Origin of the sequence: Vibrio sp. Isolate30, assembly GCF_022397975.1 — a bacterium.
GTDB lineage: Bacteria > Pseudomonadota > Gammaproteobacteria > Enterobacterales > Vibrionaceae > Vibrio > Vibrio fortis.
Genome location: NZ_JAKEUS010000005.1, coordinates 16,614 through 42,492 on the forward strand (window position 1 = coordinate 16,614; position 25,879 = coordinate 42,492).

The window sequence follows — 25,879 nt, forward strand, 5'->3', positions numbered from 1 at the left end:
AAGATTTATCCCTGAAAAGCCTTTTCCTCTCGGGGAGTAACATCTTTGGACAGATTGGTATAAAATAATCGTTTATTTTGAACAATAAGTAGGAACGATCGGCAATGGCTGAATACGTATATACCATGTCGCGAGTGAGCAAAATTGTGCCACCAAAGCGTCAAATTCTGAAAGACATCTCTCTAAGCTTTTTCCCTGGTGCCAAAATTGGTGTTTTAGGTCTGAATGGTGCAGGTAAATCAACACTGCTACGTATCATGGCCGGTATTGATACAGACATCGATGGTGAAGCTCGTCCACAGCCTGGTCTAAACGTAGGTTACCTACCTCAAGAACCTGTTCTAGACGAATCTAAAACAGTTCGTGAAATCGTTGAAGAAGCGGTTTCAGACGTTGCTGGTGCAATGAAGCGCCTAGACGAAGTATACGCAGCGTACGCAGAACCAGACGCAGACTTCGACGCACTAGCAAAAGAGCAAGGTGAACTTGAATCTCTTATCCAAGCTAAAGACGGCCACAACCTAGAAAACGCACTAGAGCGTGCAGCCGATGCGCTTCGTCTACCTGAGTGGGATGCGAAAATCGAACACCTATCAGGTGGTGAACGTCGTCGTGTGGCGATCTGTCGCCTACTTCTAGAGAAGCCAGACATGCTTCTACTAGACGAACCAACCAACCACCTGGATGCTGAATCTGTAGCATGGCTTGAGCGCTTCCTAGTCGATTACAACGGTACTGTTGTGGCAATCACCCACGACCGTTACTTCCTAGATAACGCAGCTGGCTGGATCCTAGAACTTGACCGTGGTGAAGGTATTCCATGGGAAGGTAACTACACCTCTTGGCTAGAGCAAAAAGATGCGCGTCTACAACAAGAAGCGTCTCAAGAGAAAGCTCGCCAGAAGACTATCGAGAAAGAACTTGAGTGGGTTCGTCAAAACCCGAAAGGTCGTCAGTCTAAATCTAAAGCGCGTATGGCTCGCTTTGAAGAACTGCAAAGCGGCGACCGTCAGAAGCGTAACGAAACCAACGAACTATTCATCCCGCCAGGTGAGCGTCTAGGTGATAAAGTTATCGATGTGAAGAACCTAACCAAGTCTTTTGACGGCCGTGTTCTTATCGACGACCTATCATTCAGCATGCCTAAGGGTGCTATCGTGGGTATCATCGGTGCTAACGGCGCAGGTAAATCAACACTATTCAAGATGCTAAGCGGCACTGAACAACCTGACTCAGGTACTGTTGAGCTTGGTGAAACAGTGAAGCTGGCGTCAGTTGACCAATTCCGTGACAGCATGGATGACACGAAGACAGTATTCCAAGAGATCTCTGAAGGTGCTGATATCATTAAGATCAACAACTTCGAAATCCCTGCTCGTGCATACTGTTCTCGCTTCAACTTCAAAGGTTCAGACCAACAGAAGATCATCGGTGAGCTTTCTGGTGGTGAACGTAACCGTGTTCACCTTGCTAAGCTACTTAAAACTGGCGGCAACGTACTGCTACTCGATGAGCCAACCAACGACCTTGACGTTGAAACACTACGTGCACTAGAAGAAGCACTACTAGAATTCCCTGGCTGTGCAATGGTTATCTCGCACGACCGTTGGTTCTTAGACCGTATCGCTACGCATATCATTGACTATCGTGATGAAGGTCAAGTTAACTTCTACGAAGGTAACTACAATGAGTACATGGAATGGCTGAAGAAGACACTTGGTCCTGAAGCAGCTGAACCACACCGTATCAAGTACAAGCGTGTAACTAAGTAAGTTTCGCTTGTAATTTACTCTAAGGCCGCTAAATTAGCGGCCTTATATGATACGACATTCCAAACCAGTAGATGAGGAAGTCTCTATGATAGAAAGGCGTCGATTTTCAAGGATTGTTTATCAAGTCGCTACCAAATTAACCCAAGATACCTTAGTGGTTGATGGCACGATACAAGACTTGTCACTGCAAGGCTTATTGATAAATTGTGAAAACCACCATCAATTAAACCATCACTTGCCTGTTCAAATTAGCTTTCAATTAACAGACAGTGATATCGACATTCAATTAGAAGCCTCTATTGTCTCTACCATCAATACCTCAGTGCGTTTGCGCATAGAGCATTTAGATATTGATAGTATCAGCCACCTTAAGCGCCTTGTGGAACTTAACGTTGGTGATGATGAGTTACTTTATCGAGAAATAGAACATCTAACAGATTTAGGCGAAGAGTCAGCAGAATAAAAGCACGCTCTTCGAATTATTTTTATTTAATACGTCATCATGTCTCAGAAAATTTCGATTACTGTTCCTTCGAGCCAAGGGGAGCAGACATTTTACTTCGGCCGTAAAGCCGTACTCTTTTGTACCTCTGCAATACTATCCGTCCCTCTTTTAGTTGGCGGTGCCATCTACCTACACTACGATGGTCAGCAGAAGCTGTCCGCCTCGGAGCAGCATGCCTCAGTGCAAGCGCAAGATGCTCAGAAGCTGATCGAAACTTTGATTGTCGAGAAAGACAATATGGAGTTTATGTACGATGAACAGATTGAAACCAATCACTCGTTAGCACAAACCTTGACCGAAAAAGAAGGCACTATTCAGCTGCTTGGTAAGCGTGTATTCGATGTTGAATCGGTACTTGGCCTTGCGGATGAAGAGCTTGTTAACGATGAGACTTCTCTTGAAGAGCGAATTGACGCAGCAGCCATCGATTCGGCGGTACGTGCAACCATGTTCCGTTTGATCCCGAATGACAGCCCAATGGCCTATCAGCGTATCTCCTCATCTTACGGAAGCCGCATCAACCCAATCACAGGCAAACGTCATACCCACACAGGTATTGACCTTACGTGTAAGCGTGGTGAAGATATTCTTGCTCCAGCTGACGGCGTGATTGAAACGGTGCGCCCAAGTAAGAAAGGCTTTGGTAACTTCCTAACTATGCGCCACTCTTTTGGCTTCATGAGCTCTTACGCTCACCTACAGAAGTTTAAGGTGCGTAGCGGGCAGTTCGTGAGTAAAGGTGATGTTATTGCTAGCTGTGGCAACTCAGGAAACTCTACGGGGCCACATTTACACTACGAAGTACGCTTTCTTGGCCGCTCTTTGAATCCACAATACTTGATGGACTGGACACCAGAAAACTTCAATTACGTGTTTGAGAAAGAGAAGAAGGTTAAGTGGGGACCACTGGTTCAGCTGATCGATAACGTGGTGCGTCTGCAAATCAATCTGACTAATGTGCCTTACATCAACTCGTCGATTGAAACCGTATCGAGTGATGAGACCAAAGCAAAGCCAACACTAGCAACAAACTAATGCTTGATAGCTTTTGACCTATGATGATCTTTTTACCTACCACAGGCCAAAAGCTTTTAACCTCATGATAGTTAGATAAAAAAAGAGCCACCTATATTAGGTGGCTCTTTTTTTATCTGTTCAGTCACTCAATATAGTTGAGCTTACAGTAGTCCAGGTTAACCGCGATGAATCGAATCATGGGCTTGCTTAAGAAGGCTTTGGCTCTCTTGTAAGAACTGCTGAGAGTACTCGCCAAACCACTCGCTCACTTCGTTAAAGCTTTCAACAAATTGAGCCTTATCTTTGCCTTCCAGAATCTTCAGAGCTTCACCGAAACAGTGGTGGAAGCGGCGAATCATCGCAATGTTCTCGTCAGAAGAGAGAATAATATCGCCGTACAAATTCGGGTCTTGTGCAAATAGACGGCCGACCATCGCAATTTCAAGGCGGTAGATAGGCGAACTTAGCTGCAGCAGGCGATCAATGTTGGGATTCTCTTTGCTTAGGTGTAGGCCGTAAGCAAATGAAGTGAAGTGGCGCAGCGCTTGGATAAGCGTCATGCCGTGATCGTGCTCTTGCGCATCCATATTACATAGGCTTGCACCCCAGATACCAAGTTGCTCTAGTAGCCATTGGTAACTCTCTTGACCACGACCATCACTGTAAACAATTACCTGCTTCGCAAGGCTTGGTACATCCGGACCAAACATTGGGTGTAGACCAACAACAGGACCTTGGTGAACGGCCAGCATGCGCTGTAACGGTTTCGACTTGATTGACGTTAAGTCACATAAAATACAGTCGCTTGGCAGATTGTTCAGCTTATCAATCACACCTTCTGTCAGATGGATTGGAACAGTAACCACCACAAGGCCAGCGTCGTTCAGTAACTCATCAGCCTTGTCCCAATCCTTGCTACCCAGTACTTTTACATCGTAGCCAGATAGCTTGAACATACGTCCGAACAGACCACCAAGTTGACCATGACCACCGATAACAACAACTGAACGCAGCTCTGGGTTCAGACACTTAAAGCCCGAATCCTTTTCACTCGCGTATGACTCACGCATGGTACGACGCAGAATGTCTTCAATAAGCTGTGGCGGCACACCTAGTTTTTCAGCCTCAGCGCGGCGAGACGCAAGCATCGCAGCCTCACGCTCAGGCACATAAATCGGCAGACCGTGCTCGCTTTTCACCTCACCTACTTTCTCAACCAGTGCTAAGCGCTGGGCAAGAAGCTCTAACATCTGTTTATCGACAACGTCAATTTGGTCGCGTAATTCGTTCAGTTCAACGGCCATTCTTCTTCCTTTCTAATCCTTAAGCCTCGATTTGTGCCAGCACTAGCCTTTTAGACGATTTTCCAAGAATGGGACTAGTTCCGTGTGTGCACGCTTCAATAGTGCCTCAGTTGAATCCCAATTGATACACGCGTCGGTAATTGAAACGCCGTATTTCATCTGATCGAGAGGAATGTCAGAAGATTGGTTACCCTCGTTAAGGTGGCTTTCAATCATCAAGCCAATAATTGACTTGTTGCCTTCACGAATTTGGTGAATGACATCTTCTGCAACCAACGGTTGGCGGCGGAAGTCTTTGCGCGAGTTAGCATGGCTACAATCAACCATCAGCGCTGCCTCTAGACCCGCTTTCGATAGTTCTTCTTCACATTCATGTACTGAAACTGAATCGTAGTTGGTCTGCTTACCACCACGTAGGATTACATGACCATTCGGGTTGCCTTGAGTTGTCAGTAGCGCAACTTGACCTTCGCGGCTGATACCCATGAAACGGTGGCTTGAAGAAGCCGCTTGCATCGCGTTAATCGCAGTGCCTAGGTTGCCATCAGTGCCGTTTTTAAAGCCGATTGGCATCGATAGACCACTTGCCATCTCACGGTGAGTTTGAGATTCGGTAGTACGAGCACCGATCGCCGCCCAACTAAACGTGTCTGCTAGGTATTGTGGGCTGATAGGATCAAGTGCCTCAGTCGCCAGTGGGATTTCCATCTCAGCCAGCTCAACCAACAGCTCACGACCTACGTGAAGACCATGCTCGATATCAAATGTGCCGTCTAGATGTGGGTCATTGATTAGACCTTTCCAACCAACCGTTGTACGTGGTTTTTCGAAGTACACGCGCATTACGATGTACAGTTGGTCACTGAGTTCTTCAGAAAGTGCTTTTAGGCGTTTTGCGTACTCTTTTGCAGCTTCAACGTCATGAATCGAACAAGGACCACAAACCACTAGCATACGGTGATCTTTCTTGTGGATGATGTTGGCGATAGTTTGACGAGACTCTTGAATAAAACGACGAGCATTATCACTCAGAGGTAATTTGGCTTTTAACTCATCTGGAGTAATCAGTACCTGTTCGTCGATGATATTGACATTGCTTAATTCACTTTTCTGCATAACTCAACCTGTATTCTTTTCTTTACACCCAAATGTTCCGCATGGGCTAACAATCTTTGAAAACTAAAATAACAGCTATAGAAACGATTGCAAGTGTAAATAATAAAAAACATTTGATGTAAAAATAAATTTACACACAAACTTTATATTAAGAAAATCAGAAAAGAGTTAGAAATCAGTCTTTGTAGATACAAAAAAGGCGATATTTCTCATATCGCCTTAGCAAAACTTAAAAAGTGTCTATTTATCACCCATTATCTAAAACACGCTTCATCTGCTCAGAAGCCTCTTTCCATCGAGTATCTGACTGTAGCGTTGGGAGATCAAAGGTGTGCTTTTTCAATAAAGAGTGTGCTAGAGGAACACTTTGTATCTCTAGGTTATCTAAAGCCTCAATTTGTGCATCTCGTTTATTACACATCAACACCATGTTGCATCCAGCATCTAATGCGGCTTGCGCTCTTTGTGCAGGACCGCCCATGATCGCAGCACCTTCCATCGTCAAATCATCTGAAAAAACCAGCCCTTTAAATCCAAGCTGTTTTCTCAATACCTCTTGTAGCCAATAGCGTGAGCCGCTAGCAGGCTTGTCATCATAGTGAGAAAAAACCACATGCGCAGGCATCATTGCATCCAAAATACCCGCCTCAATTTGAGCCTTGAAAATCGCCATGTCGGTTTCAAAGATATCTTCTCTTGGGTCATATGGCGTCTCTAGGTGAGAATCGGCAATGACACCCCCATGGCCTGGGAAGTGTTTACCCGTCGTCGCCATTCCCACACTCTTCATGCCACGGATAAAGGCACTACTGTGACGAACAATAGTATCGATGTCCTCACCAAAGGCTCGATTGCCAATTGCTTTGCATTGATGACCTTTGTCCAATACCGGCGCGAAGCTCAAATCGATATCATGAGCGACCAACTCTGCAGCCATCAGCCAACCCGCTTGTTCGGCCAGCTGTTCACCGTTGTTGTGTTTAGCAAACTCTTGCGCAGCAGGAATAATTGAGAAGCCATCACGAAAGCGCTGCACGCGACCGCCCTCTTGGTCGACACCAATAAGAATCGGTCGTTTAGCCGCCTTACGGATCTCTTTGGTTAATGCCGCCAGTTGCTTGCTGTCATGATAGTTACGAGCAAAAAAGATCAATCCACCCACGGTTGGATGCTCAAGAATCTCTCTATCTTCGGTAGTGAGTTCGTAGCCTTCAACATCTACCCACAACGGTCCCATATTTATCCCTTACTAAGCCAAAATTGATAATCTTCACGAGGTTATTCCGTTTGAAATTGCATTACAATGTTTTTAATTCACGGTCAGAAGAGTTTAGGAATGGATCATAAAGAGCTATACATCGGGGTTATGTCTGGAACCAGTATGGACGGTATCGACACTGCTTTGGTCAGTATCGACAACCAACACATCGAGCTGATTGCCCACGACGAGTTCCCTATGCCTGAAGAGACAAAAAAGCACTTACTCGATGTGTGTATCGGCCAACAAACCAACCTGATCGCGATAGGTGAGCTCGACCACCAGCTTGGCCATCTATTTGCTGATGCGGTTCTAGAACTTCTATCCAAGCACAATATCTGCGCCTCTCAAATCACGGCGATTGGTAATCATGGCCAAACCGTTTTCCACCAGCCTAGTGGGAATCACCCATTTACTATGCAGTTAGGTGATGCCAATATCATTGCCACTAAAACCAATATTGACGTGGTCGCTGATTTTCGTCGCAAAGACATGGCGTTAGGAGGACAAGGCGCACCTTTGGTACCCGCATTTCATCGCACCATTTTTGAAGCCAAGCAGAGCAGTGTTGTGGTACTAAACATTGGTGGTATTGCTAATATTTCGGTGCTGCAGCCAGACCAACCGACACTGGGTTATGACACGGGGCCGGGCAACATGTTGATGGATGCTTGGGTGAGCAAGCACTGCGGGAAAAAGTATGACCAAGATGGTGCGTTTGCTCGCAGTGGTCAAGTAAGCTCCGCACTACTGAGTTTACTGCTTGAAGAAGGCTATCTTACCGAGCAACCACCAAAGAGTACTGGGCGAGAGTTGTTTAATCTGCCTTGGCTAGAAAGCAAGTTAAAGACACTGCCATTAATACCGGAGTCCGATGTACAGCGTACCTTGTGTGAATACAGCGCCATCACCATAGTAAATGAAGTCGTGAAATATCAATCTGGCTCATCCCCTGCCTTGTACGTGTGTGGCGGCGGCGTAAGAAACCCGCTTCTGATGGAGCGCCTTGCTGCGCTGTTACCAGATTGGCAAGTAAGCTCCACGTCAGCGAAAGGGGTCGATGCCGACTACATGGAAGCCATGGCATTTGCATGGCTGGCTCAACGTTATGTACACAAGCTACCGAGTAACCTTCCTGAGGTAACAGGAGCTTCAAAAAGCGCTTCTTTGGGTGTGCTCTACCGAGCATGACCATCACTAGAGATTAAATTTAAGGATACTTATGAGTAACGATGCTCTTATTTCAGCACTATCACACTTAGTCTCTGAGGGAAGAAACCCTGAAACCATGGACATTGATCTGCTCTCCTCTCTGGAAGTGGTGGAGAAGATCAACCAACAAGACAAACAGGTGCCACTCGCTATCGAGAGTGAGCTACCTCAGATAGCCAACGCGGTTGACCATATCGCGGACGCCTTTCGTAATGGTGGTCGCCTGATCTACATGGGCGCTGGCACTAGTGGCCGACTCGGTGTTCTCGACGCCTCAGAATGTCCACCTACATTCGGTGTGTCCGATCAGTTAGTAATAGGCCTGATTGCAGGTGGGCCAGAGGCAATACTAAAAGCGAAAGAGGGAGCAGAAGATTCGCTCACACTTGGTGTTGAAGACCTTAAAGCCATTCACTTTAATGCTAAAGATGTCGTTGTCGGCATTGCTGCAAGCGGTCGTACTCCATATGTAATTGGTGCTCTCAAATACGCTAATGAGATTGGAGCAACCACGGTATCACTCTCTTGCAATCCAGATTCACCTATTGCTCAATTAGCTAAGATTCCTATTAGCCCTGTGGTTGGGCCTGAGGCGCTCACGGGCTCCACTCGTCTCAAATCAGGCACTGCTCAAAAGCTAGTACTCAACATGCTGACCACTGCCAGTATGATCCGCATTGGTAAAAGCTATCAAAATCTGATGGTGGATGTGAAAGCGACCAATGAGAAGCTGGTGGCGCGCGCCGCCCGTATTGTTATGCAAGCGACAGATTGCGACAAAGCAGTAGCAAGAGAAACGCTTGAAAAGACCAGTTACGACGTGAAACTGGCGATCTTGATGATACTCACAGGGCTAGATCTTGAAGCCGCAGAGCAGCAGCTTAAAAACCAAGATGGGTTTCTTCGTAAAGCTGTTGAGCACAACCAGTCCAGCTAAACTCGACAAGGTCGCAGCCAGCTGAGTAACTCAACACACGCTCAATACAAAAAGCACCGACGAATCGGTGCTTTTTTCATGCTCTATCTGCCAACAGCCTGATTTGCTTTTCAGCAGATTAGTGGTCGTTTGAAAACTCGTCCCAGCCTCGTTGCCACTCCATGCGAAAACGCTGCGCATCTTCAGTACCCGAACAAACACCTTCATAGAACTGACCAGACAAGCCAATTTGATATGCGTGGTTCGGATTACAGTATTCGGTCACACCTTGATAGTAACCTTCGCTGTAGGCTGCTTGATCGACTGCCCCTAGCTTAGTCATCTCTGAATAAGAACGCTGTGAGTTACCTTTAACACCATCACGATAACCGATCTCTTTCCAATCACCTTCTGCCGCTAAGTCTTGCACGTTTGATGCACAGCCTGTCATACCTAGAGCCAATAGCAAGGCTGCGGTTATTTTCTTCATTTGAATCCCTTATCTTCTTATTATTCATTAGGTGCTATCGCTAGCTGACGTACCTAGATTCTCCGCTTAACCCACTAAAATGTCCACTGCTTCCCCCAAGTCACCGCTTAGTGCGAGACAAAACCATTTAACCTGTCCCCCAACCGCTCAACAAATCTGAAAACCACTCAATCAACCACAGCGCCACTTAAATCGCTATACGACCACTAACGGCTTAAGCACAAGCTTCTCGTCAACCGCTCGCTTATTATCCACCCTGACTTAATTAATACATTCAGGGATAACAAATTATGATGTGGTTTCTAACCTGTGTTGCGGCACTCATCGGCGGTTACTTTCTTTATGGTGCTTTCATCGAGAAAGTATTCGGCATAAACGAAAAACGCCAAACCCCAGCTCATACAAAGCAAGATGGTGTGGATTACGTTCCAATGTCGACACCAAAAGTTTACCTGGTTCAACTGCTTAACATCGCAGGTGTTGGCCCAATCTTTGGTCCTATTATGGGTGCCCTTTACGGTCCGGCAGCCATGCTTTGGATCGTGCTAGGTTGTATCTTCGCAGGTGCAGTACACGACTACTTCTCAGGTATGTTATCTATCCGTAATGGTGGCGCTTCGGTTCCAACCATCACAGGACGTTACCTAGGCAATGGCGCAAAACACTTTATGAATATCTTTGCCATTGTTCTACTGCTTCTCGTTGGTGTGGTATTCGTATCAGCTCCAGCAGGCATGATTACTAACCTAGTGAACGACCAAACTGATTTCGCGATGTCAGCAACAACTATGGTTGTGGTTATCTTCGCTTACTACATCATCGCAACGATTGTCCCTGTCGATAAAATCATTGGTCGCTTCTACCCACTGTTCGGCGCACTGCTTATCTTCATGTCTGTTGGCCTAATCACTGCGATTGGCTTCTCCGACGAACACCAAATCATGGGTGGCTTTGAGATCAGCGACATGTTCACTAACATGAACCCTAACGACCTACCACTTTGGCCTGCTCTATTCATCACTATCGCTTGTGGTGCTATCTCTGGCTTCCACGCAACTCAGTCTCCTCTAATGGCGCGTTGTATGGAAAACGAGAAGAACGGTCGCTTCGTATTCTATGGTGCAATGATTGGTGAAGGCATCATCGCTCTTATCTGGTGTGCACTTGCACTATCGTTCTTCGGCTCTGTTGAGTCTCTATCTGAAGCAGTAGCAAACGGCGGTCCAGGTAACGTAGTTTACAGCGCTTCATTTGGCCTACTGGGTGTATTTGGCGGTATCCTTGCTTTCCTTGGCGTGGTTATCCTACCAATCACTTCTGGTGACACTGCGTTCCGTTCAAGCCGTCTAATCCTTGCTGAATACTTCAACATGGAACAGAAGACACTACGTAACCGTCTACTAATGGCTCTACCGCTATTCGTTATCGGTGGCATTCTGACTCAAGTTGATTTCGGTATCATCTGGCGTTACTTCGGCTTCGCTAACCAATCAACAGCGGTAATGATGCTGTGGACAGCTTCTGCTTACCTATTACGTCACAACAAACTACACTGGGTAACAACGGTTCCAGCAATCTTCATGACGTCTGTGTGTATCACATTCATCCTGAACAACAGCCAGCTTGGTTTCGGCCTACCAATGCAAATCTCGACTATCGTCGGTGTGATTAGTGCCCTAGGTGTTGCGGCTTACGTAATCAAGATTTCAAAAGGCAAAGGCGAAACCGACCTTGCTGATGAAGAGAAAGAAGCTAAAGGCGTGACTAAAACAGCCTAGCTTATCGGGTGTTATCCCCTTCGCTTGCTCCACCTTGAATTAAGGTTGGAAACTCAACAAAGCCCATCCTAGTGATGGGCTTTGCGTTACTCGGTAAATGCCCTTTACACTATACCCATAACCCATGTGATATTGGCTGGTGTTTCAAGCTTACCGCGATCAGCCTTTACCTATGCAGAACTTTTTAATAGTGGATATATGGAACTGATTCTCTCGCTACTTCAACAAACCTGTGTCTATTTGGTACTGGCTTATATGATCAGTAAGACGCCGCTGATATTGCCATTACTGAGTATCTCTTCACGACTCAGTCATAAAGTGAGTTGTTATATCCTATTCTCACTGTTCTGTATCATGGGCACCTACTTCGGCTTGCAGATCAACGATGCCATTGCTAACACGCGAGCCATGGGAGCCGTCATGGGTGGTCTGTTTGGCGGGCCGGTGGTCGGCTTTGCAGTCGGCTTAACAGGCGGCATCCATCGCTACACCCTAGGCGGATTCACAGATCTAGCATGCGCGATATCGACCACAGCTGAGGGTTTAATTGGTGGTTTGCTGCATGTCTATCTAGTACGCAAGAACAAAGCGAGCCAGTTGTTTAACCCTATGGTGGTCTTTTCTGTCACCCTGTTCGCTGAAATCATTCAAATGCTGATCCTATTAGCGGTCGCTAAACCATTCGCCCAAGCCTACGCACTGGTTTCCGATATTGCTGCGCCAATGATCATCGCTAACTCGGTCGGTGCAGCTTTGTTTATGAGCATCATCCAAGATAGAAAAACCATCTTTGAAAAGTACTCCGCAACCTTTTCTCGTCGAGCTCTAACCATTGCCGAGCGCTCGGTGGGCATCCTTCACGGTGGCTTTAACTCCGACAACGCACAAAAGATTGTTCGCATCATTTATGAAGAGACCAATGTTGGCGCAGTCGCGATCACCGACCGAGAAAAAATTCTCGCGTTTGTCGGCATTGGCGATGAACACCATATCCCTAATACTCCAATCTCTTCTCAGAGTACGCTAACAGCGATGGAGAAGAACGACATCATCTACTTGGATGGCAAAGAAAATCCATATCAGTGTTCTCTCTCTGCAGACTGTAAGCTGGGTTCAGCATTGATTATTCCACTGCGTGCCGGTAACGAAGTTGTTGGGACAATCAAACTCTACGAGCCAAAGTTAAAGCTGTTTTCGACCATCAATATGTCGATGGGGGAAGGTATTGCTCAGCTGCTATCGAGCCAAATTCTGTTTAGCAACTACCAGCAGCAACAAACGCTGTTGACGCAGGCTGAAATCAAGTTGCTACACGCTCAGGTTAACCCGCACTTCTTGTTCAATGCCCTTAATACCATCAGTGCCGTCACTAGACGCGAACCAGACAAAGCGCGAGAGCTGATTCAGCATTTATCACACTTCTTTAGAAGTAACCTCAAACAGAACATCAACACCGTTAAGCTGAAAGATGAGTTGGCGCACGTGAATGCCTACCTAACGATTGAGAAGGCACGCTTTACTGATCGCTTGGAGATTGAGTGGGATATCGATCCTTTGCTTTACGAGGTAGAACTGCCAAGCTTTACCCTTCAGCCTCTGGTTGAGAACGCCATCAAGCACGGCATCTCTAACCTTCTTGAGGGCGGTAAAGTAAAGATCTATAGCGAACCGCATCAAGGCAACTACCGCATCACAGTAGAAGACAACGCAGGCAGTTATCAAAAGCCAAGCAGCGACCATGTAGGCTTAGGTATGGAGATCGTCGACAAGCGCCTAACCAATTTCTTTGGACAAGACTCAGCTCTAAAAATAGAATCTCAGCCACAGCAATTTACGCGCATGAGCTTTATCATTCCAAAGGCGCTATAACACGCGATACTAGATAGCAGCGTATACTGGAACAGAGACTTAACAGCAGATTGGAATTAAGGTAATGGGATGTTAAAGGCACTAGTCATAGATGATGAGCTGTTTGCTCGTGAAGAGTTAATTGAACTACTCACTGAAACGGAAAAAGTGGATGTGATAGGTCAAGCCAGCAATGCCATCGAAGGCCTTAAGCAGATCAATCACCTTAAGCCAGACGTCGTCTATTTAGATATTCAAATGCCGCAGATTACTGGTATCGAACTGCTGAGCATGCTTGACCCAGAGAACATGCCCTATGTGGTGTTCGTTACCGCTTATGATCAATATGCGATTCAAGCCTTTGAAGACAATGCCTTTGACTACCTACTCAAGCCAGTTGAACCATGTAGGCTCAACAAAAGCGTGTCGCGTTTATGTAAAGTGATTAAGCAGAGCCAACTGCCGCCAGAACAAGATATCAATGCTATTGCGCCGTCGCATCTTGAGCAGATCCCTTGTATCGGCCATAACCGCATTGTGATCATGGCGAGCCAAACGGTCGAGTGTGCCTATTCGGATCTAAGTGGTGTTCATGTTCGTAGCGCATCACAAACCGCCTCTTCGCAACTGACTCTTAAAGTCTTAGAAGAAAAGACCGATCTGATCCGTTGCCATCGCCAATATTTGATCAACATAAAAGCGATCCAAGAGATCAAGTTATTAGAAAATGGGCTTGCAGAGATCATCACTCTTACAGGTTTTGAAGTTCCTGTCAGCCGTCGCTACTTGAAGACACTCAAAGAGCAATTAGGTATTCACTAGCTTTACTATTCAGTCACATAGAACAAGATCAAAAAAGCCAACCGCAAAGGTTGGCTTTTTTGTTCAAAACTCTCGTCAAACGCAATGATTAATCAACTTGTTTAATCTGAAGCTCTTTTGGCACTTCGAAGAACATATTTTCTTCACGGCCTTGAATCTCTTCGATACCTTCAGCCCCTAGCTCGCGGATACGATCTAGAATTTGATTAACTAGCTCTTCTGGCGCCGAAGCACCTGCCGTGACACCGACTTTCTTCTTGCCTTCAACCCACTCAGGTTGAATGTCTTCAGGGCAATCCGTTAAGTAACCTGGCGTACCTAGCTTCTCAGCAAGCTCTTTCAAACGTGTTGAGTTTGAAGAGTTCTTAGAACCAACAACAATCACCACATCAACATCGTTCGCCATATCACGAACCGCATCTTGGCGGTTTTGAGTCGCGTAACAGATATCGTCTTTGCGCGGACCTTGGATTTCAGGGAACACGCGGCGTAGCTCTTCGATCACATCTGCAGTCTCATCAACCGACAATGTCGTTTGGCTTACGTAGTGAAGATTACTTGGATCTTTCACCACCAGCTTCTCGACATCTTCTGGCTTCTCAACCAAGTACATGCCACCGGCATCACTCGCATACTGCCCCATAGTGCCTTCAACTTCAGGGTGACCAGCATGACCAATCAAAACCACTTCCATATTTTTACGGCTCGCACGAGCCACTTCCATATGAACTTTGGTTACCAGAGGACAAGTCGCATCAAAAACCGTTAGGTCGCGCTCTTTCGCTTCTTTACGAACCGCTTGAGACACGCCGTGAGCAGAAAAGATAACAATGTTATCGTCTGGTACTTCATGAAGCTCTTCCACGAAAATCGCACCGCGCTGCTTCAAACCTTCAACAACAAAACGGTTATGCACCACTTCATGGCGAACATAAATCGGAGGTTGATACAATTCCAGTGCGCGTTCTACGATACTGATCGCTCGATCAACACCAGCACAAAAACCACGCGGGTTAGCTAACATTATTTTCATTTTATTGCTCAGTTCTTTTATTGCGAATCGCTTACAGCGCGACCAAGATCATTCTACAGTTCGCGTTTAGCGAAGCGGGCATTCTACAGGGAAGCGCAAAGACAGTGAAGCTTCGAATTGTTGGCAAAGATGAATCGCCGTCTATTCTACCGCTAAGATGTTAACGTCAAACGTCACGTCTTGGCCTGCTAGTGGATGGTTAAAGTCCACCGTAACAGAGTCGCCAGCAATGTCGGTTATGATGCCTGGGATTTCCATACCATCACGACCTGAAAAAGCCATGATAGTGCCGACTTCAATCTCAGTATCGCCAGCAAAACGTGCGCGATCCATGTGATGAACATTATCTGGGTTAGGCAAACCAAACGCATCTTCCGCTTTTAAATCAATCGACTTTTGCGTGCCGGCTTCTAGCCCCAATAGACACTGCTCAAAGTTCTCGCTCAAGCTACCATCGCCCATTACAAACTTAGCCGGTTTGCCCATATTTTCAGTACTGTCAGCAACGGAACCGTCTTTCATTTTAATCGTAAAATGAAGTGTTACTGCTGAGTCATTCTTAATTGCTGTCACGTTACTTTCCTTGGGTTGTATCAATTATTATTTTTCCTCACAGAGGATAAACAAAAAGCGCCGCCGGAATCAACCGACAGCGCTTAGGGCTATTACATTCTGTGAGTCATTAAGTGACTTGTAGAGCTTATTTGCTCTCATCCTTTTTGCGGAATCCATCTAAGATGATCATCGCCGCACCGATACAGATACCCATATCAGCAAGGTTAAATGCAGGCCAATGGTATGTACCCCAGTAGAAATCTAGATAGTCCACAACAAAGCCGTGAACAACTCGGTCAAATACATTACCGACTGCACCACCAATGATGATTGCATAAGCGATGTTATTCCACTTTTCTGTCGCCGGCAGTTTGCTCATCCAATAGGTCAACATACCTGTGACTACAAACGCAATTCCGGTAAACAACCAGCGCTGCCAACCACCTTGATCACTTAAGAAACTGAAAGCTGCACCGTAGTTATGAACATACAAGAAGTTAAAGAAAGGCAGAACTTCTATACGATTCGCCCAGCCATAACCCATGTTGTCCATCACAAACAACTTGATGCCAATGTCCGCAAGAAAGACCAATAAAGCCAGCCATAACCAACGTACGCCTGACTGCTTTAGTGAAAAATCACTCATGCTTATTCCTATAAATCTATGAACTTCTTTATTCTATACAGCGAGATGCAGACATGAAAGACCAAGATGAAAGCTTAACTGCCATCCGCTTTGATGTTGCGCGCCACTGCATAAAAATGACCAGCCATATTGCTAGGCATTTTATCCCAGCTAAAAATAACCCCAGTAGATACTGGGGCTATAAAAACTAAGCAAAGTTCAATTAATCACTGCTTTAGATTATGCGAACTTACGCACTTCACCTTCACCAGCAACGTTAGTCACACAGCGGCCACACACTTTCTCGTGACCTTCAATTGTGCCAACGTCTGGCGTGTGGTGCCAACAACGGTCACACTTCTCAGCTTCAGTTGCCGCTACTTCAACGAATAGACCTTCAAGGTCTGTCGCTTGTGCTGTATCACTCTTCTCGCTTAGAGGCTTAACAACAGCTGCTGAAGTTAGAAGAACAAAGCGTAGCTCGTCTTCCAGCTTATTGATTTTCGCTGCTAGTGCATCGTCTGCGTATAGAGTTACTTCAGCTTGCAGTGCACCACCGATTGTTTTCTCTTTACGAGCATCTTCAAGAAGCTTGTTCACTGCGCCACGAACAGACTGGATTTCAGCCCAGAATTCGTTGCTTAGCTCTTCGCCTTCTGCAAGACCGAATAGGCCTTCGAACCACTCGCCAGTGAATACGAACTTGTCGCGTTGACCTGGCATTTCGTTCCAGATTTCATCTGCAGTGAACGACATGATAGGCGCCATCCAACGAACTAGAGCTTCTACGATGTAGTAAAGCGCAGTCTGACAGCTACGTTGAGCGTGGCCGCCCTTCTTCGCTGTGTACTGACGGTCTTTGATTACGTCTAGGTAGAAAGAACCCATTTCGATAGAACAGAACTGCATTAGACGTTGAGTTACAGCGTGAGTGTTGTACTCGCCGTATGCTTTCACGATCTCTTCTTGTGCAGCTTGTGCTCGGCCTACAGCCCAGCGATCCAGTGCAACCATCTCTTCAGCAGGAACTAGGTCTGTTTCTGGGTTGAAACCGTTCAGGTTCGCTAGGAAGAAACGCGCGGTGTTACGAATACGACGGTAAGCATCAGCTGAACGCTTCAGGATCTCGTCAGAAACCGCAACTTCGCCAGTGTAGTCTGTAGAAGCTACCCATAGACGCAGGATATCTGCACCTAGCTTGTTAGTTACATCTTTAGGCGCAACCACGTTACCGATAGATTTAGACATCTTACGGCCGTTACCGTCTACTACGAAGCCGTGTGTTAGCACTTGCTTGTATGGCGCTTCGCCTTTCATCGCGATAGATGAAATTAGAGAAGACTGGAACCAACCACGGTGTTGGTCAGAACCTTCTAGGTAAAGGTCTGCAGAGTTACCGTTGTACTCTTCACGTGAGTCAACTACTGAGTAGTGTGTTACACCTGAATCGAACCATACGTCTAGCGTATCCAGTACTTTCTCGTACTTATCAGCATCTTCGCCAAGTAGGTCTGCAATTTCTACATCCCACCAAGCTTGAATGCCTTTTTGTTCAACAAGTTGAGCAACTTTTTCTACCAGCTCAATTGTGTTCGGGTGCAGCTCTGATGTCTCTTTGTGAACGAATAGAGCGATTGGCACGCCCCAAGTACGTTGACGAGAAATACACCATTCAGGGCGACCTTCAACCATACCTTCGATACGGCTTTGACCCCACTCAGGCATCCACTCAACACCTTTGATCGCTTCTAGTGCGTTTGCACGTAGACCTGCTTGGTCCATAGATACGAACCACTGTGGTGTTGCACGGAAGATGATTGGAGTTTTGTGTCTCCAACAGTGTGGGTAGCTGTGCTCGTATGCGTGATGGTGTAGAAGTGCACCTTTCTCTTTCAGTACTTCTAATACTGAATCGTTCGCTTTGAATACGTGCTGACCAGCGAATAGCTCTGTATCTGGCAGGTAAACGCCGTTTGAACCGACTGGGTTTGCTACTTCTAGGTCGTACTTTTTACCAACCGCGAAGTCTTCTTGACCGTGGCCTGGCGCTGTGTGAACCACACCAGTACCAGAATCAGTTGTAACGTGATCACCAAGGATCGCAGGAACAGTAAAATCGTAGAACGGGTGGTTGAACTGAGTTAGCTCAAGATCAGCACCGCTTGCAAAACCTAGGTTGTGGAAGTGCTCGATACCAGCACGATCCATTACGTCTTTAGCAAGCTCAGAAGCAACGATGATACGTTGAGCAGGCTGCTCGCCATGCGCTTCAACTTGGATAAGTACGTACTCTAGATCATCACGTAGACATACTGCGCGGTTTGCAGGCAGTGTCCATGGAGTTGTAGTCCAGATAACGATAGAGATATCGCCTTGGCCTTCGTGACCTTCTGCTAGAGAGAATTTCTCTAGAAGCGCTGCTTCATCTGCCGCTGTGAATTTCACATCGATAGATGGAGATACTTTATCTTTGTACTCAACTTCCGCTTCCGCTAGAGCCGAACCACAGTCTGTACACCAGTGAACAGGTTTGAAACCTTTCAGTAGGTGGCCATTGTCTGCGATTTTACCTAGAGCGCGGATGATGTTTGCTTCAGTACCGAAGTCCATAGTGCGGTATGGTTTGTCCCACTCGCCCATGATACCAAGACGCTTAAAGCTCTCTTTTTGACCTTCAACTTGGCCAGCCGCGTACTTACGACACTCTTCACGGAATTCAGCCGCAGAGATTTTCTGACCTGGTTTGCCTTTCTTCTTCTCAACCATTAGCTCGATTGGAAGACCGTGACAGTCCCAGCCTGGGATGTACGGAGCATCAAAACCAGACAGAGTCTTAGATTTAATAATAATGTCTTTAAGAATCTTGTTTAGCGCGTGACCAATATGAATATCGCCGTTCGCGTATGGAGGGCCATCATGCAGTACGAAAGATTTTTTACCTTTCTTCGCTTTACGGATTTCGCCGTAAAGATCTTCTTTGTACCAACGCTTAAGCATTTCTGGCTCACGATTTGCCAGATTGCCGCGCATTGGAAACCCTGTTTCAGGTAAGTTCAGGGTATCTTTATAATCACTCATCGATTCTTAATTCCGTTATATTGGGCGAAGTTAGACATTATGTTAATCGGTGGAATCAACCGATTAATTCTTTAGCTGACGCAGCCACACCCTTGCTGCTTCAGCATCCAATTCTATTTGATTCTTTAATGCGTCGAACGATTCAAACTTTTTCTCGTCGCGCAATTTATGCAAAAGACGTACTTCTAACTGTTTACCATATAAATTGGCTTTAAAGTCAAAAAAATGCACTTCTAGTTGCTGGCGTACCCCATTTACTGTTGGTCGTTGTCCGATATTTGCAACGCCACCGACGGGTGAACCATCGATGTCGACTGCTTCAACAACATACACCCCAGAGACTGGAGAAACACAACGTTTAAGTGGAATATTCGCCGTTGGGAAGCCTATGGTTCTCCCCAATTTACGCCCATGGGATACACGACCACTAATACTGTAATCACGCCCTAACATGGCTGCGCTAGAGGTTAAATCGTCAACCGCCAGAGCATTGCGTATTTCAGTGCTACTTACGCGCAGCTGGTTTAAGCAAAAGCTTTGGGTGCTCACCACCTCAAAACCATACTTTTCACCCGCTTCTTTAAGCATAGCGAAATTGCCGGTGCGACCTTTACCGAAGCAGAAGTCATCACCCACCACCAAAAACTTCACACCAAGTTTATCCACCAGCAGATCTTTAATAAAAGCATCTGCAGATAGGTTGGCAAAGTAGTGGTTAAAATTGACACACAATAAACGGCTAATATCCAGCTTACTCAGCTGCACGAACTTATCTCTTAAACGAGTTAATCGTGCAGGGGCTTTGTCACGAGCAAACAGTTCCATGGGCTGAGGTTCAAACGTCATAACGACAGAGGGTAAACCCAATGCCGTAGCTTGCTTGGATACCTGGCTCAACACTTCTTGATGTCCTAGATGTACACCATCAAAGTTGCCTATGGTTAATACACAGCCGTGATGCTGCGCTTTAATATTGTGAATGCCTCGGATTAGTTCCATTACGACCAGCTAAAATCTGTTATTTGCATCATTCATTGTGTGAAACCGACGGATTATATACTAATCAGTATTACTCTGTCGCTGCTTTTAAATGTTTTACTCGGATACCCAAAGCGAGCACAGAGACAATATAAGCAAAGCCGCCAAGTGCAATCAAGCCAGTTAGCATAAGCGCTCGGTAACTGAAGCTCCACTCAAGCCATTGTTGCATACTCTCTAGTTGCCATAAAATCACAGCAACCATTGCGCCACCCGCAAGTAAAAGCTTTCCGCTAAAGACCAAGGTTGTTTTGGTTAGGTGGTAAACGCCAGCTAAATGTAGGCCTCTATATAGCAGAGCCATATTGACAAAGGCCGACAGCGCAGTCGCTATCGCCAAACCAACATATCCATAGAAATAAGCAAAGATGGCATTAAACACCATATTGCTGACCATTGCGATAATGCCATACTTAACTGGCGTTTTCGTATCTTGGCGAGAGTAATAACCCGGCGCTAGCACCTTGATCAGCATAAAGTTAAGTAGGCCCGAAGCATAAGCGACCAGTGACATCGACGCTTGCTCTACATCATGAGGGCTAAACTCACCACGCATGAACAGCACCATTAGCATAGGTTTCGCCAGCACAATCAAACCGAACATAGCAGGAATACCGAGCAATAGAACCATACGCACACCCCAGTCCATCGTATGGGCGAAGCCCTCACCTTGTGCGTCAACATGTTTACGAGATAGCGCTGGTAGAATCACGGTCGCAATCGCAATACCGAACAAACCTAATGGGAACTCTAATAAACGGTCAGAATAATAGAGCCAACTGATGGAACCTGTGGCTAGGAAACTGGCAATAAAGGTATCGAACAGCAGGTTGATCTGGCTGACTGAGACGCCAAACAGAGCTGGAATCATCAAAGTACGTATCTTAACAACGCCAGGATCGCGCCAGCCCCACTTAGGCTTAACCAGAACACCCTCTTTAATTAAGAAAGGTAACTGGAATAAAAACTGAACCAAACCGCCCAAAAAGACACCGATTGCCAATCCAATTTCAGGTTGCTCTAGATTCGGAGCAATAAAAAGCGCAGAACCTATGATCATGACATTTAAGAACACCGGTGTAAAAGAGGACACCGCAAACTTTCCTAAGGTATTAAGGATCGCCCCAGATAAAGCGACAAAGGTAATGAACCATAAATAAGGAAAGGTGATTTTGAGCATCAGACTGGCTAACTCAAATTTATGCGCAGACGGACCACCATTGAGCCAGTCGATAAACCACCCCGCACCAAATAGCGCCGTAATCGCGCCAGAGCCGATCACACCAACTAAAGTAACAATAGAGACCAACACCCCAAGCGTACCCGAAACACGGGCTATTAATTCGCGAGTTTTGTCTTTATCTCCCGCGGCATGATACTCGGTTAGAACAGGAACAAAGGCTTGTGAGAAGGCGCCTTCAGCAAACAGGCGACGCAAGAAATTAGGGATCTTATTAGCGAAGAAAAAGACGTCGGCACTGGCTCCTGCCCCCATTAAATTGGCAACAACAACGTCGCGCACAAGTCCCAATACACGGGAAACAAAAGTCATCGCACTTACTATCATGCCTGACTTTAATAGTCGTTTACTCACAAAAACCTCTGACACTGATTGATTAGTTCTAAGCGAGGATAAATACTATCCGATCGTTAGAAGCATATTTATTAGCATTGGTCTAAAAATGCTGTTAGAATCCCCGCCATCTTAACCGCGATAACCTTTCCATTCCAAAATTTGTTTGGCTACGATTGGTTTTTGCACAAATCATTTGACAATTAAGCGCAAATGAGGGATAGTCCTCGCCCTTAAATTGTCACCGAACTAAGTTTTTGGGAGTTAGACCCTTGGCAAACAGTAAATCTGCTAAGAAGCGCGCTATCCAAGCTGAGAAACGTCGCCAGCACAACGCTAGCCGTCGTTCTATGATGCGCACTTACATGAAAAAAACTATCGCAGCTATCGCAGCTGGCGATAAAGAAGCTGCAACTGCTGCTTTCGTAGAAGTTACACCACTTCTAGACCGCATGGCGACTAAAGGCCTTATTCACAAGAATAAAGCTGCTCGTCATAAGTCTCGTTTCGCTGCTGCAATCAAAGCTCTTTAATAGATACTTGATTTCAAAGCAAAACGAAAAAAACCGGCCTTGGCCGGTTTTTTTATATCTGCGATTTGCCGTTTGGCTTTATTTGGCGTAATGACACACATCCATGTGCTCTGAAACTTACGCTCTACACACTACTACTTACAGTAAATTCCATGCAGTAACGTAATCATCGCTTTCACCTCTTCACTACTCAATGTGTAGTAAACCGTTTGAGCTTCTTTACGCGTTTCAACTAAACCATCTCGTCTTAACCATGCTAAGTGTTGAGACAAAGCCGACTGACTAAGCTCTAACTTATTGCATAACTCCCCTACCGATAACTCTGTACCATGCAACAAGCACAAAATCTGTAGACGGCGTTCATTAGCCATCGCTTTTAACAACACAACGGCTTGGGCCGAGTTTTTCTCCATCTCTTGCAAGTTCATAGTTTGGCTCCCTACTACCTTCAACGCCAACTACGGGCTATCAGTACTACTTACGGCATATTGTAGAGTTATGATAATCGATATCAATTCATTAACAAACTAACTCACTCGAACAAATTACTAAAATCTGCGTCACATACATTTTTTACTGCCGGATGTTGGATCATCCTCTCAGCAAAAATAACGTAATACTCTTCTTTTAGCTCCTCAATCCCGCCCAGCATCTGTAATGATGTATCTTCTTCAACTTCTGAAAGGTATAGAGTCGGAGCCAGGAAGATCGCATCATGGTGATAACGAGCAAAAGCCTTCATTAATGCGGCATCATCGAACTCGCCCAAAATATCGGGTTTTAGACCTTGCCTATCAAACCACTGTAATACCTTTCGCCCCATTGAGGTTCGGCTTCCGGGTATTAACAACTTTCTTTGCTCTAGCACCGCAGGGAAACTGACATTGTCGACTTTGCCAGTACAGAAGAAACTCATACCACTCTCACCTAACTTCTTACTGAATAACCCCGGGCTTTGGCTTGAATCCACAGGGCAATCCGACAGAATCATATCAAGCTTATGTTGCGACAGCTGTTCTAACAGCATTTCGTGAGTCGATTCAAAACAGCGCAAATGGATACTGTTATCTTCAGGGATAGTAGACATTAAGATCTTACTAACGAGCCTTTTTGACAGTGCATCTGCCACACCGACATCAAATAGAATATTGGAGTGCTGGCTGTAATTAACGATATCAAGCATCTCATAGCTCAGACCAAACATGCGATCGGCGTATTTAAATACCAATTGACCGAGCTCTGTTGGCTCTACACTTCGCCCATTGCGTTTAGTGAGTTTGCCATCCATCCGCTCTTCAAGAGCTTTAATTTGCCCCGTTACTGTTTGAGGGGTCAAAAATAGCGCTTCAGCCGCTTTCGTGATTGAGCCTTGCTTGCACACCATCCAGAAATAATAGAGGTGGTTGTAATTAAGATGCGACATGATTCAAGCCGTATAGAGTTATATGACATTCTTTTATAGCAAATATGACACCCCACCTCAATAACATCGGTTTTTGTATAAGTTAAACACCAAAACCAATACATTTACCGAAACATTCAGATTCACACTGTCATATTCAATGATAGAAAATCGATTTTTTTTCAATTTTCTTGATCATACCCGCAATAAACAAGAGGTCATTAATTACTTAAAATACAATCACTTACATCGATACAATCAGCTGTCAAAATATTTAAACAGCAAATCATCACAAAAAAAAGCCGCACCAATAAAAATGTAATATTACTGAAATATTTCCCCTCTAACATCACGCTCAGATTAACTAACAGACCAAACACAGACTTAAACGGTCCATGGAGATAACATTATGAACCAAGCTACTACTGCAGCAGCGCCAATCTCGAGCACTACTCGCTGGCTACGCTGGGCTAACTTGGCATTCATGCTTTACCTACTACTTCTTTCTGTATCAATGGTAGGTACTGGCTTTAAATGGGCAACAGGCGAACAAGCAAAAGTTCTTTTTGAATTTGCTTCACACCCAGTTGCAGGCTTAATGATCGGCTTGGTTGCAACAGCACTTATCCAATCATCAAGCACCGTGACATCTATTATCGTTGGCTTAGTTGCGGGTGGTTTACCTGTTGAAGTTGCTATCCCTATGATCATGGGTGCAAACATCGGTACAACCGTAACCAATACGCTTGTAAGTCTTGGCCACGTTCGTTGTAAAGATGAGTTTAAGCGTGCGTTTGCAAGTGCAACGATTCACGACTTCTTCAACCTACTCGCTGTAATGATCTTCCTACCGCTAGAGATGATGTTTGGTATTCTTGAGAAAGTCTCTCACTGGTTGGTATCGCCAATGCTTGCAACTGGCGACATGAGCATGAAAGGCCTGAACTTCATCAAACCAATCACTAAGCCTGTAGTAAGTGCAATCAAAGAGCCACTGTCTACATTCGGTGACACAGTAGGTGGTGTACTACTTATCGTTCTTGGTATCGCAACTATCTTCGTTGCTATCACAGTGATGGGTAAACTAATGAAGAGCCTAATGGTAGGCCGTGCTCGTGAAATTCTAAAGAACGCTATCGGTCGTGGTCCTCTGCACGGTATCGCTTCTGGCTCTATCGTTACTATCCTTGTTCAGTCATCTTCTACGACAACAAGCTTGATGGTTCCACTAGTAGGTTCAGGTGTTCTTAAAGTACGCGACGTTTACCCATTCACCCTAGGTGCAAACATCGGTACATGTATTACAGCACTACTAGCAGCAACAGCGGTATCAGGTGAGTTCGCAGTATTCGCTCTACAAATCGCTCTTGTACACCTAGTGTTCAACATCATGGCAACAGTATTCATCTTTGGTATTCCGTTCCTACGTGAACTACCAGTTAAAGCAGCAGACATGATTTCAGACATGGCTGTGAAGAACAAAGCAGTAGTAGCTGGTTACCTAATCGCTATCTTCCTAGTGCTACCAGGTTCTATCCTAGCGCTAACTGCTTAAGTAAAAAGTCCATCGCATAACCAAAGCCCGCAACGAAAGTTGCGGGCTTTTTCTTTTTTAAGAGCAGATGAGAGATTCGAGTAAACGAGTAGCGAAGAACAAAAAGCAGATTCGGGATACGAGTAAGCGAGTGGCGAAGAGCAAAAAGCAGATTCGGGATACGAGTAAGCGAGTGGCGAAGAACAAAAAGCAGATTCGGGATACGGGTAAACGAGTAACGAAAAGTACGAACTGTGGTTATCGTTTTTAGTCTCTAACGTATCTATCTGATTAAGCACGCTCTTTGTATCCCTAATCTTGTCTACTCGTATCCGCTCTTAGCTCTTCGCATCTCGAATCCCGTTTACTCTCATCTAAAACTCCGTCATTCCCTACAGCGAGGAACGAGCGTGATAGGGAATCTCGCAGACGTGCAACGAAAGAGATTCCCTACTCCTTCCTTCGTCAGT

The 25,879-nt window shown here is 45.6% G+C and carries 23 protein-coding genes; 11 read left to right on the plus strand and 12 right to left on the minus strand.

Features of this window, described 5'->3' with window-relative positions; translation table 11 throughout:
- Nucleotides 1–104 precede the first annotated feature (104 nt).
- The 3 genes from ettA (at nt 105) to L1D60_RS13650 (ending at nt 3,312) form a co-directional block, all read left to right on the plus strand.
- On the plus strand, nt 105–1,772 hold the full coding sequence (ettA, locus tag L1D60_RS13640) for an energy-dependent translational throttle protein EttA (RefSeq protein WP_032553197.1): 1,668 nt from the start codon (nt 105–107) through the stop codon (nt 1,770–1,772).
- 85 nt (nt 1,773–1,857) lie between these two features.
- A complete protein-coding gene (locus tag L1D60_RS13645; protein ID WP_239841527.1) occupies nt 1,858–2,235 on the plus strand; it encodes a PilZ domain-containing protein in 378 nt (125 codons plus the stop codon).
- 39 nt (nt 2,236–2,274) lie between these two features.
- Nucleotides 2,275–3,312, plus strand: coding sequence for a M23 family metallopeptidase (locus tag L1D60_RS13650; protein ID WP_239841528.1), 1,038 nt, complete (start codon nt 2,275–2,277; stop codon nt 3,310–3,312).
- A gap of 158 nt (nt 3,313–3,470) precedes the next feature.
- Here L1D60_RS13650 and tyrA read toward each other — a convergent pair whose 3' ends face one another.
- The 3 genes from tyrA to nagZ form a co-directional block, all read right to left on the minus strand.
- Nucleotides 3,471–4,598 carry a bifunctional chorismate mutase/prephenate dehydrogenase gene (gene tyrA, locus L1D60_RS13655; protein ID WP_239841529.1) on the minus strand — a complete coding sequence of 376 codons (1,128 nt, stop codon included), beginning with the start codon at nt 4,596–4,598 and terminating at the stop codon, nt 3,471–3,473.
- Nucleotides 4,599–4,640: 42 nt separating this feature from the next.
- A complete protein-coding gene (locus tag L1D60_RS13660; RefSeq protein ID WP_239841530.1) occupies nt 4,641–5,714 on the minus strand; it encodes a 3-deoxy-7-phosphoheptulonate synthase in 1,074 nt (357 codons plus the stop codon).
- A 247-nt stretch (nt 5,715–5,961) separates the two neighbouring features.
- Nucleotides 5,962–6,951, minus strand: a complete 990-nt coding sequence (gene nagZ, locus L1D60_RS13665; protein WP_239841531.1) for a beta-N-acetylhexosaminidase — start codon at nt 6,949–6,951, stop codon at nt 5,962–5,964.
- 99 nt (nt 6,952–7,050) lie between these two features.
- Between nagZ and L1D60_RS13670 the strand changes: the two genes are divergently transcribed.
- Nucleotides 7,051–8,163 carry an anhydro-N-acetylmuramic acid kinase gene (locus L1D60_RS13670; protein ID WP_239841532.1) on the plus strand — a complete coding sequence of 371 codons (1,113 nt, stop codon included), beginning with the start codon at nt 7,051–7,053 and terminating at the stop codon, nt 8,161–8,163.
- 31 nt (nt 8,164–8,194) lie between these two features.
- Entirely contained in the window at nt 8,195–9,121 is a 927-nt protein-coding gene (gene murQ, locus L1D60_RS13675; RefSeq protein ID WP_239841533.1) for an N-acetylmuramic acid 6-phosphate etherase, read from the plus strand.
- 118 nt (nt 9,122–9,239) lie between these two features.
- Here murQ and L1D60_RS13680 read toward each other — a convergent pair whose 3' ends face one another.
- A complete protein-coding gene (locus tag L1D60_RS13680; protein WP_239841534.1) occupies nt 9,240–9,590 on the minus strand; it encodes a DUF2799 domain-containing protein in 351 nt (116 codons plus the stop codon).
- Nucleotides 9,591–9,880: 290 nt separating this feature from the next.
- Between L1D60_RS13680 and L1D60_RS13685 the strand changes: the two genes are divergently transcribed.
- The 3 genes from L1D60_RS13685 to btsR all read left to right on the plus strand — a co-directional run bounded on the left by L1D60_RS13685 (nt 9,881) and on the right by btsR (nt 14,038).
- Nucleotides 9,881–11,368, plus strand: coding sequence for a carbon starvation protein A (locus tag L1D60_RS13685; RefSeq protein WP_239841535.1), 1,488 nt, complete (start codon nt 9,881–9,883; stop codon nt 11,366–11,368).
- A 198-nt stretch (nt 11,369–11,566) separates the two neighbouring features.
- The gene (locus L1D60_RS13690; RefSeq protein WP_239841536.1) at nt 11,567–13,237 is read left to right on the plus strand and encodes a sensor histidine kinase; all 1,671 of its coding nucleotides are present in this window, start codon (nt 11,567–11,569) and stop codon (nt 13,235–13,237) included.
- 69 nt (nt 13,238–13,306) lie between these two features.
- Nucleotides 13,307–14,038, plus strand: a complete 732-nt coding sequence (gene btsR, locus L1D60_RS13695; protein WP_239841537.1) for a two-component system response regulator BtsR — start codon at nt 13,307–13,309, stop codon at nt 14,036–14,038.
- An 88-nt stretch (nt 14,039–14,126) separates the two neighbouring features.
- On the opposite strand, the gene ispH is transcribed toward btsR, so the two are convergent.
- The 3 genes from ispH to lspA form a co-directional block, all read right to left on the minus strand.
- A complete protein-coding gene (ispH, locus tag L1D60_RS13700; protein WP_275665687.1) occupies nt 14,127–15,071 on the minus strand; it encodes a 4-hydroxy-3-methylbut-2-enyl diphosphate reductase in 945 nt (314 codons plus the stop codon).
- 141 nt (nt 15,072–15,212) lie between these two features.
- Nucleotides 15,213–15,644: an FKBP-type peptidyl-prolyl cis-trans isomerase gene (fkpB, locus tag L1D60_RS13705; protein WP_150895804.1), complete on the minus strand. Its 432-nt coding sequence runs from the start codon at nt 15,642–15,644 to the stop codon at nt 15,213–15,215.
- A gap of 127 nt (nt 15,645–15,771) precedes the next feature.
- Entirely contained in the window at nt 15,772–16,272 is a 501-nt protein-coding gene (gene lspA / locus L1D60_RS13710; RefSeq protein ID WP_032553182.1) for a signal peptidase II, read from the minus strand.
- Nucleotides 16,273–16,325: 53 nt separating this feature from the next.
- On the opposite strand from lspA, the gene L1D60_RS13715 reads away from it, so the two are divergent.
- A complete protein-coding gene (locus tag L1D60_RS13715; protein ID WP_239841538.1) occupies nt 16,326–16,463 on the plus strand; it encodes a hypothetical protein in 138 nt (45 codons plus the stop codon).
- A 28-nt stretch (nt 16,464–16,491) separates the two neighbouring features.
- Here L1D60_RS13715 and ileS read toward each other — a convergent pair whose 3' ends face one another.
- From ileS to murJ, 3 genes are all read right to left on the minus strand, one after another.
- Entirely contained in the window at nt 16,492–19,329 is a 2,838-nt protein-coding gene (gene ileS, locus L1D60_RS13720; protein WP_239841539.1) for an isoleucine--tRNA ligase, read from the minus strand.
- A gap of 63 nt (nt 19,330–19,392) precedes the next feature.
- Nucleotides 19,393–20,328 carry a bifunctional riboflavin kinase/FAD synthetase gene (gene ribF / locus L1D60_RS13725; protein WP_239841540.1) on the minus strand — a complete coding sequence of 312 codons (936 nt, stop codon included), beginning with the start codon at nt 20,326–20,328 and terminating at the stop codon, nt 19,393–19,395.
- 70 nt (nt 20,329–20,398) lie between these two features.
- A complete protein-coding gene (gene murJ, locus L1D60_RS13730) occupies nt 20,399–21,961 on the minus strand; it encodes a murein biosynthesis integral membrane protein MurJ (protein ID WP_345772873.1) in 1,563 nt (520 codons plus the stop codon).
- A gap of 251 nt (nt 21,962–22,212) precedes the next feature.
- Here murJ and rpsT point away from each other — a divergent pair, with 251 nt between their 5' ends.
- Nucleotides 22,213–22,473 carry a 30S ribosomal protein S20 gene (rpsT, locus tag L1D60_RS13735; RefSeq protein ID WP_032553178.1) on the plus strand — a complete coding sequence of 87 codons (261 nt, stop codon included), beginning with the start codon at nt 22,213–22,215 and terminating at the stop codon, nt 22,471–22,473.
- 134 nt (nt 22,474–22,607) lie between these two features.
- Here the strand turns inward: rpsT and L1D60_RS13740 are convergent, their stop codons facing one another.
- Nucleotides 22,608–22,901, minus strand: coding sequence for a metalloregulator ArsR/SmtB family transcription factor (locus tag L1D60_RS13740; RefSeq protein WP_239841541.1), 294 nt, complete (start codon nt 22,899–22,901; stop codon nt 22,608–22,610).
- A 104-nt stretch (nt 22,902–23,005) separates the two neighbouring features.
- Nucleotides 23,006–23,896 carry a transcriptional activator NhaR gene (nhaR, locus tag L1D60_RS13745; RefSeq protein ID WP_239841542.1) on the minus strand — a complete coding sequence of 297 codons (891 nt, stop codon included), beginning with the start codon at nt 23,894–23,896 and terminating at the stop codon, nt 23,006–23,008.
- A 388-nt stretch (nt 23,897–24,284) separates the two neighbouring features.
- Between nhaR and L1D60_RS13750 the strand changes: the two genes are divergently transcribed.
- Entirely contained in the window at nt 24,285–25,430 is a 1,146-nt protein-coding gene (locus L1D60_RS13750; RefSeq protein WP_239841543.1) for a Na/Pi symporter, read from the plus strand.
- Nucleotides 25,431–25,879 lie beyond the last annotated feature (449 nt).

Excerpts from the sequence above, each read along its gene's own strand:
- ispH (WP_275665687.1), bottom strand. The coding sequence starts at position 15,071 with ATGAAAATAATGTTAGCTAACCCGCGTGGTTTTTGTGCTGGTGTTGAT.
- nhaR (WP_239841542.1), bottom strand. The coding sequence starts at position 23,896 with ATGTCGCATCTTAATTACAACCACCTCTATTATTTCTGGATGGTGTGC.
- tyrA (WP_239841529.1), bottom strand. The coding sequence starts at position 4,598 with ATGGCCGTTGAACTGAACGAATTACGCGACCAAATTGACGTTGTCGAT.
- nagZ (WP_239841531.1), bottom strand. The coding sequence starts at position 6,951 with ATGGGACCGTTGTGGGTAGATGTTGAAGGCTACGAACTCACTACCGAA.
- L1D60_RS13690 (WP_239841536.1), top strand. The coding sequence starts at position 11,567 with ATGGAACTGATTCTCTCGCTACTTCAACAAACCTGTGTCTATTTGGTA.
- L1D60_RS13715 (WP_239841538.1), top strand. The coding sequence starts at position 16,326 with ATGAAAGACCAAGATGAAAGCTTAACTGCCATCCGCTTTGATGTTGCG.
- L1D60_RS13670 (WP_239841532.1), top strand. The coding sequence starts at position 7,051 with ATGGATCATAAAGAGCTATACATCGGGGTTATGTCTGGAACCAGTATG.
- btsR (WP_239841537.1), top strand. The coding sequence starts at position 13,307 with ATGTTAAAGGCACTAGTCATAGATGATGAGCTGTTTGCTCGTGAAGAG.
- L1D60_RS13660 (WP_239841530.1), bottom strand. The coding sequence starts at position 5,714 with ATGCAGAAAAGTGAATTAAGCAATGTCAATATCATCGACGAACAGGTA.
- ileS (WP_239841539.1), bottom strand. The coding sequence starts at position 19,329 with ATGAGTGATTATAAAGATACCCTGAACTTACCTGAAACAGGGTTTCCA.
- L1D60_RS13740 (WP_239841541.1), bottom strand. The coding sequence starts at position 22,901 with ATGAACTTGCAAGAGATGGAGAAAAACTCGGCCCAAGCCGTTGTGTTG.
- L1D60_RS13680 (WP_239841534.1), bottom strand. The coding sequence starts at position 9,590 with ATGAAGAAAATAACCGCAGCCTTGCTATTGGCTCTAGGTATGACAGGC.
- ribF (WP_239841540.1), bottom strand. The coding sequence starts at position 20,328 with ATGGAACTAATCCGAGGCATTCACAATATTAAAGCGCAGCATCACGGC.
- lspA (WP_032553182.1), bottom strand. The coding sequence starts at position 16,272 with ATGAGTGATTTTTCACTAAAGCAGTCAGGCGTACGTTGGTTATGGCTG.
- murQ (WP_239841533.1), top strand. The coding sequence starts at position 8,195 with ATGAGTAACGATGCTCTTATTTCAGCACTATCACACTTAGTCTCTGAG.
- L1D60_RS13645 (WP_239841527.1), top strand. The coding sequence starts at position 1,858 with ATGATAGAAAGGCGTCGATTTTCAAGGATTGTTTATCAAGTCGCTACC.
- L1D60_RS13750 (WP_239841543.1), top strand. The coding sequence starts at position 24,285 with ATGAACCAAGCTACTACTGCAGCAGCGCCAATCTCGAGCACTACTCGC.
- L1D60_RS13650 (WP_239841528.1), top strand. The coding sequence starts at position 2,275 with ATGTCTCAGAAAATTTCGATTACTGTTCCTTCGAGCCAAGGGGAGCAG.
- ettA (WP_032553197.1), top strand. The coding sequence starts at position 105 with ATGGCTGAATACGTATATACCATGTCGCGAGTGAGCAAAATTGTGCCA.
- L1D60_RS13685 (WP_239841535.1), top strand. The coding sequence starts at position 9,881 with ATGATGTGGTTTCTAACCTGTGTTGCGGCACTCATCGGCGGTTACTTT.